7 protein-coding genes are annotated in these 6,240 nt (G+C 63.5%); 2 read left to right on the top strand and 5 right to left on the bottom strand.

Annotated elements, in window-relative coordinates; translation table 11 throughout:
- The coding region (locus EN749_RS28380) for a gamma-butyrobetaine dioxygenase (protein WP_128364401.1) at nucleotides 1–998 on the bottom strand (998 nt) is incomplete at its 3' end.
- A 122-nt stretch (nucleotides 999–1,120) separates the two neighbouring features.
- Between EN749_RS28380 and EN749_RS28375 the strand changes: the two genes are divergently transcribed.
- Nucleotides 1,121–1,999 carry a LysR family transcriptional regulator gene (locus EN749_RS28375; RefSeq protein WP_127810041.1) on the top strand — a complete coding sequence of 293 codons (879 nt, stop codon included), beginning with the start codon at nucleotides 1,121–1,123 and terminating at the stop codon, nucleotides 1,997–1,999.
- 4 nt (nucleotides 2,000–2,003) lie between these two features.
- On the opposite strand, the gene EN749_RS28370 is transcribed toward EN749_RS28375, so the two are convergent.
- Genes EN749_RS28370 through EN749_RS28360 form a run of 3 tightly spaced genes read right to left on the bottom strand, consistent with a single transcriptional unit; the run spans nucleotide 2,004 to nucleotide 3,452 of the window.
- Nucleotides 2,004–2,531, bottom strand: coding sequence for an N-acetyltransferase (locus tag EN749_RS28370; RefSeq protein WP_127810040.1), 528 nt, complete (start codon nucleotides 2,529–2,531; stop codon nucleotides 2,004–2,006).
- Nucleotides 2,532–2,575: 44 nt separating this feature from the next.
- Nucleotides 2,576–2,884 carry a hypothetical protein gene (locus EN749_RS28365; protein ID WP_127268618.1) on the bottom strand — a complete coding sequence of 103 codons (309 nt, stop codon included), beginning with the start codon at nucleotides 2,882–2,884 and terminating at the stop codon, nucleotides 2,576–2,578.
- Between the two features lie 4 nt (nucleotides 2,885–2,888).
- Complete coding sequence (locus tag EN749_RS28360; protein WP_128364400.1) at nucleotides 2,889–3,452, bottom strand: XRE family transcriptional regulator; 564 nt, start codon at nucleotides 3,450–3,452, stop codon at nucleotides 2,889–2,891.
- A 154-nt stretch (nucleotides 3,453–3,606) separates the two neighbouring features.
- Here EN749_RS28360 and EN749_RS28355 point away from each other — a divergent pair, with 154 nt between their 5' ends.
- Nucleotides 3,607–5,436 carry an ATP-binding protein gene (locus tag EN749_RS28355; protein WP_127328926.1) on the top strand — a complete coding sequence of 610 codons (1,830 nt, stop codon included), beginning with the start codon at nucleotides 3,607–3,609 and terminating at the stop codon, nucleotides 5,434–5,436.
- Between the two features lie 219 nt (nucleotides 5,437–5,655).
- Here EN749_RS28355 and EN749_RS28350 read toward each other — a convergent pair.
- The coding region (locus tag EN749_RS28350; protein WP_145991031.1) for a GGDEF domain-containing protein at nucleotides 5,656–6,240 on the bottom strand (585 nt) is incomplete at its 5' end.

Below are 6,240 nucleotides of genomic sequence, written 5' to 3'. Positions count from 1 at the left end.
TGCCCCGCTTCGAGCTTGAACGTCACCTCGAAGGATGGATTCTCGATCAGTTCCGCAAACCGGCGATAGGCGGCGTAGTACGCTTCCATATCGCTGAACGGCACGTCGACCGTCGGCGCCAGGGAGCGGTTGTTGAAGCGGATGCAAATCAGCTCGCCATCGGGCCCGAGCTCGATCATCGGCCGCTTCGCCTGCAGCCGCACGCCGGAAGAGCCGGCATATTCGAAGCGCGCCGGGCATGAGCTCAGCAGCCGGAAGCCTTCCGGGTTCTCAGCCTGCAGCGCAGCCGCGACGGCAAACCCATCGACGACACTGGACTCGCCGCCCTCAACCGTATTTTCGATGCAGGACAGAATCTGCAGCGTCGGCACAGGGTCGCGATAGGGGTTGTCGGTGTGCGCCTGGAGGCCGAGATTCGTGTAGGCGAGATTGTTCGGATTGACCTCGGCGCGCACTTCGAACCAGCGCCCGTAATTGGTCTCCCTGATGTAGCCGAACAGATCGGACACTTTGCACAGCGCCCCGGATTCGGACGGCAGATCGTCCATCACCGCGAAGCCATAGGTTTTCACCGCCGACAGCCATTGCCCCAGCACAGCACGATCGCGGCTGGCCGCAACATAGCCGGCGCGCGGTACCGAATTCTGCATCGAGGCCTTGGTCCATCGCACGGTGGCCTCGCCTGTCCAGCCCGGCTGGCGGCCTGCGTCACGATCATAGGCATTGGCGCTCAGCCATGCCGCGGGAAAGCTGACCGTCTTCTGCTCGGGCACGAAGCTGACTTCCAGGGCGCCGCCTTTGATCGACGCGGCGCCGATCCTGGTGTTGGCGGGAATGTCGAGAATGGTGATGAGCCGTTGACCATTGCCGGCGCTGCGCGTCTTGTCGTCCAGCGCATTGTCGCGCAGCCACATGGCATGAAAACGGCTGCGCGACCCGTCCTGCCAGCCAAGGTCGATTGTTCTGCCTTCGTCGCCGATCAGCGCGTGGGTGAGCATGGAGATCCGTTCCTGTTCGTTGCGTCCCCCGCAGCCTGATCCGCAGGGTTTCGATTGCATGTTGATCGCGCGACAGGCATAACTCAAATTATCATTTTTTAGCCAATGACCGCAGAATACTTATGGCTCGTACAAATACACCCGTGCCGCCTCTGGACTGGCTGCGCAGTTTCGAGGCGGCGGCGCGGCTGTCGAATTTCACCGCGGCGGCAGCCGAGCTCGGTCTCACCCAGGCAGCCGTCAGCCAGCACATCCGGTTTCTCGAGGAGCGGCTCAAGACACGTTTGTTTTCGCGGCTGGCGCGGGGCGTTGCACTGTCGCCGGAGGGGGCAGCCTACCTGCCTCACATCCAGTCGGCCTTCGCCACCATCGGCAACAGCACCGCGGAACTGTTCGAGCCGCGTGCCGTCCAGACCGTGACCATCCGGGCGCCGATCTCCTTTGCCTTGCTCATGCTGGTTCCGGCGCTGCCAGATCTCGCCAAGGCACTGCCGCGCATCCAACTCGATCTGGTGACGATCCATCGCCCTGCCGACTACGATCTGCCGGGCTCGGTGCTCGACATCCGCTTCGGCAGCGGATCCTTCCCCGGACGCGAAGCCGACAGGCTGACCGCCGAGCGGCTCGTGCCGGTGGCCGCACCTGCGCTCGCCGGCGACGACGACTGGCCTTCCCTGCCGCTGCTTCTGGTCGCCGGCGCGCGCGAGATGTGGGCGGAATGGTTCGCCGCCGCTGGACTGGCTGGCCATCCCAGACGATCACACCGCTTCGATAGTTTCGTCACCGCCATGGAGGCGGCGAGCGCCGGCGCCGGCGTGCTCTTGGGCTCGCGGCCGCTGGTCGATGCGGCGCTCGACAGCAAGACGCTGGTCAGGCTTTCCGACTATGAACTTTCCAGCACATCGGGGCATTTCCTGACCAAGGCGTCGACAGCACGCCTGACCGGAGCCGAACAGGATTTCCGCCAATGGCTGCTCCTGCGCCTCTCCGCGCCGGCATGACTGGTTATGAGATTGGCCCGATCCGCTTCCAGTAGATCAACGTGCCGGTCAGCCCGCCATGCGGCTTCAGGGCATAGTCCGGTATCTCTCCGGCCAGCGTGAAGCCCAACCGCTCATAGAGGCCTGAGGCGCCCTCCTCGGTCGCCGTGTCCAGAACCAGCAGCGTGCGGCCCTTCTCAACGGCGAGGCTCTCGGCGGCTCGCATCAGGCGCGTTCCCACACCCCTGCCCCGGCAATCGACTGATGTCATCAGCTTGGCGATCTCGGCCCGGTGCGGCTGGTTGGGCGGACAATCGAGCAGCAAGGTCACTGTGCCGACCAGGTTTTTGCCGTCCCAGGCGCCAAGCACCGCTCTTTCGCCCCTTGCCGCCGCGGCCAGCGATTTCTCCCAGAACGTCCTTGCCGCCTGCGGCGCCAACGGATGCATGAAGCTGACCGAACCGCCGGTCGCCACCGTTGCGACCAGCAATTCGGCCAACATGTCCTGCGTCTCGGCAGTCGGGTTCAGGGGTGCGATCTCGATCGAGTTCATGTGCAGGATATCCTGTGATTGCAATAGAAGCGGGCGCATTGCTGTCAGTCCAGACGGTGCGCGCGGCGTCGCTTTCGCGCCGCCTTGATGGCGCTGATGCGGTCGGCGTCTTCGTGCCCGAGATGCCGCCCGCGCTCGAGGATCTCGAGCGTGTACTCCTCATAGGTCAGGCCAAGCCGCTCGGCTCTGTCCATGCGCAGCAGCATCACCTCGTGGCTGGGCGCCTTCCACGCCTTGGCATGGGCGGCCTGCCAGGCAAGGAAGATGTAGGGATCGCCCTTGCCCCATGGCGGACCCTTGTACTCATCGAGAGGCGGCCCCCCATTGTGGGAGCGCTTTGGTCTTCTTGCCATTGTGTCAGCCCCTGACCAGCGCGACGAGATAGTCGGCGCCAGGCTCCAGGGCATGTAAGGTGCAGTCCGACGGCGCCCCGAGCGCCAGGCAGTCGCCTGATACAAGCCTGTGCACTGTCTCACCTTCGACGAATTCGAGCCGCCCGGAAATCAGCCATATCTGCTGCTTGATGAAGGCGTATGAAGCGGCCGGAAAACTGACCTTGGCGCCCGCCGGCAGATGCACCTTGATCAGTTCCAGCGGCATATCGCCAGCCGGCGAAAGATGCCGCCTGACATAGCCGGTGTCGGGATCGCGCCACACCGGCTGGTCGGCCTCGCGCAATATCCCGCCGCCCTGCAGCTCCGCGCGTGCGATCAAGGTCGACAGCGTCATGCCGAAGGCCGACGCGATGCGCACCAGAAGCGCCGCCGTCGGGCTGGTCTTGCCCCGCTCGATCGTGCTGAGCATCGCCTTCGAGACGCCGGAATGCTCCGCGAGTTCGGCCAGGGACCAGTCGCGCACGGTCCTTTCGGCGTGTATCCTGCGGCCGATCGTCGAGGAAATGTCGTTCGCTATATCATCCATATGTCTATTATAGCGAAAAATAGACGCCGGAGAAGAGCCGCCTGACGACAATTTTCACGAGCCCTTTAATGCTCTCTACACCATCCGACGTCATCGGGCCTTAACCCCATTCGGGTAGGATCGATGCTCCTGGGAAATGGGGATTGGCCTGTCCATGTATGTCGAACGCGAAGCCTCCGTTGGAGAACCGACATCGCAGGAGCGCCGCGACGCAGAGCAGAACGACAAGCGCATCCTCGGCAATGTCGTGCAATGCGATGGCGCACGCGCCACCATCAGCGCCTACGCGAACGACGCCGACGGCGCGGTGACCGGCCTGTGGACGGTCGGCAAGATGATTTCCATCAATCTCGGATCGACGCGAACCGTCGGCCTGGTCTACGCAATCGGCAAGTCGGACCGCGCCTGGAGCAATGAGGGTCAGAACGCCATCGAGGTCAGCATCGAGCTGATCGGCGAAGTCCGTGACGGAGCAGAGCCCGGCGCCAAACCGGTCTTCGATCGGGGCATCACCACCTATCCGCATATCGGCGCCGTTGCGCATCGGATCCGCACCCGCGACCTGCAGGCGGTATATGACCTCGCCGGGCGTCATTCGATCACGATCGGCACGCTCGCGCAGGACGAGACGATCGCCGCCAACATCGCCATCGACGATACGCTGGCGCGTCACTTCGCCATTGTCGGCACGACCGGCGTCGGCAAATCCACCGCCGTCTCGCTGCTGCTGCGCAAGTCGATAGCGGCACGGCCGGATCTGCGCATCCTGATCCTCGATCCGCACAACGAGTTCGCTGCATCGCTGCCCGAATACTGCGTCAGGGTCGATTCCAAAACCTTGGATCTGCCGTTCTGGATGTTCAAGCTCGAGGAATTCGCCGAGGTGCTGTTCCGGGGCCGCGAGACCGAGCCGGAAGAAATCGACGCCTTGCGCGACCTTATCCCGGCCGCCAAGAATCTCTACCGCAACCCGAATTCGGGCTCCTATATCAGGCGCGGCAGCGATGCGTTGACCGCCGATACGCCGGTGCCTTACCGCATCGCCGACCTGCTCAAGCAGATCGATGAGCGCATGGGCATGCTCGAAAGCAAGACCGATCGCCCGACACTCAAATCGCTGAAGACGCGCATCGAATCGGCGGCCGCCGATCCACGCTACCGCTTCATGTTCAACTCGCGCCTGATCGAGGACACCATCCACGAGACGATCGGCAACATCTTCCGCGTGCCGCATCATGGCCGCCCGGTAACCTGCTTCGAGATGGCCGGCATGCCGTCGGAAGTGGTCAATTCGGTCTGCTCGGTGCTGGCGCGCCTGGCCTTCGACCTCGCTCTGTGGAGCGAGGGCAAGCTGCAGCTCCTGTTTTTATGCGAAGAAGCGCACCGCTATATGCCGGCCGATCCGCGCCTCGGCTTCGCGCCGACAAGGCACGCGCTGTCGCGCATTGCCAAGGAAGGCCGCAAATATGGCTGCTATCTCGGCGTCGTCACCCAGCGCCCGGGCGAGCTCGACCCGACCATCCTTTCGCAATGCTCGACCTTCTTCGCCATGCGGCTTGCCAATGAGCAGGACCAGGCGATCATCCGCTCCGCGATTGCCGACTCTTCCGCCTCGACGCTTGCCTTCCTGTCCTCCATGGGCCAGCGCGAAGCCATCGCCTTCGGCGAAGGCGTGGCGACGACCATGCGGCTGAAGTTCGAAAAACTGCCGAGTGACCTGCTCCCCGGCACCGCAAAACGCGAAGAGGCCACGTCGAAGCCAGGCGACGATGTCGATCTGGTGGCGATCGTGGAACGACTGCGCAATGTGCCTAAATCAACGCAGCAGGCGATGGCCTTCGCCGAGGTCGTCGATTCGGGCCGCCAGGCCGGCGACCCCGACTACCGCAAGCCACCCGCCGCACGCGCGCCATCGGACGACGATTTCGACATGCGCTACGGCCTAAAGCCCGCAACCTTCGGCCTGCGCCCGCAAAACGATTAGGTCCGCAGCGCCAAATCCTCTGCCTTCTGACCGAGAAGCCGCGCCAAGCTTGCGCCCTTGCCCAGCCCGCTCGGATAAATCCCGTCAGGGAATTCGTCAGGCTGAGTCGGGTGGTGCTGTTTTCGAGAACCGAAGCGGAGCGGACGTTTGAGTCCGTGAGCACCGGAAGCGCAGAAAACGGCGCCAGACGGCCAGCCTCACGAATTCAGTGATGCGATTTCAGGCGCAGACGCGGTTACGGCCCTGCCTCTTCGCCTCGTAAAGCTGGCGGTCGGCGCGGCGATAGAACTCTTCCGCTGTTTCCTTGCGGTCCCAGACGGCGAGCCCGACGCTGGTGGTGATCTTGAGGCGGACATTGCCCGACAGCACCGACATGTTGGCAATCGCCTTGCGGATGCGCTCGGCAAACTTGCCCAGAAGCTCGGCGTCCATGTTGGGCGTGACCACGGCGAACTCCTCGCCGCCCAATCGCGCCACCACATCGTGGTAGCGCGTCATGTCCTTGAGACAGTTCGCGACGGCCTTGAGCACTTCGTCGCCGACGTCATGGCCGTGGGTGTCGTTGACCTGCTTGAAATGGTCGAGATCGAGGATCATCAGCCCGACGGGCTTTTCGATGCGCCGGAATTCCTCGAGATACTCCTTCAGCGCATCATCGAAATAGCGCCGGTTCTGCATGCCGGTCAGGCCATCGGTCAGCGCCGCATGCTCGAATGTTTCCGAGCGCGCGCTGAGCGAGACCGTCATGGCGCGTAGCTTGCCTTCCTCCATCGCCTGTTTGCGGATCAGCGGATAGATGAAGAA

The organism is Mesorhizobium sp. M7A.F.Ca.ET.027.02.1.1, from assembly GCF_004022985.1.
Classification (GTDB): Bacteria; Pseudomonadota; Alphaproteobacteria; order Rhizobiales; family Rhizobiaceae; genus Mesorhizobium.
Note: the sequence above shows the minus strand (reverse complement) of the source record. Positions and strands in the feature narration are given on the sequence as shown.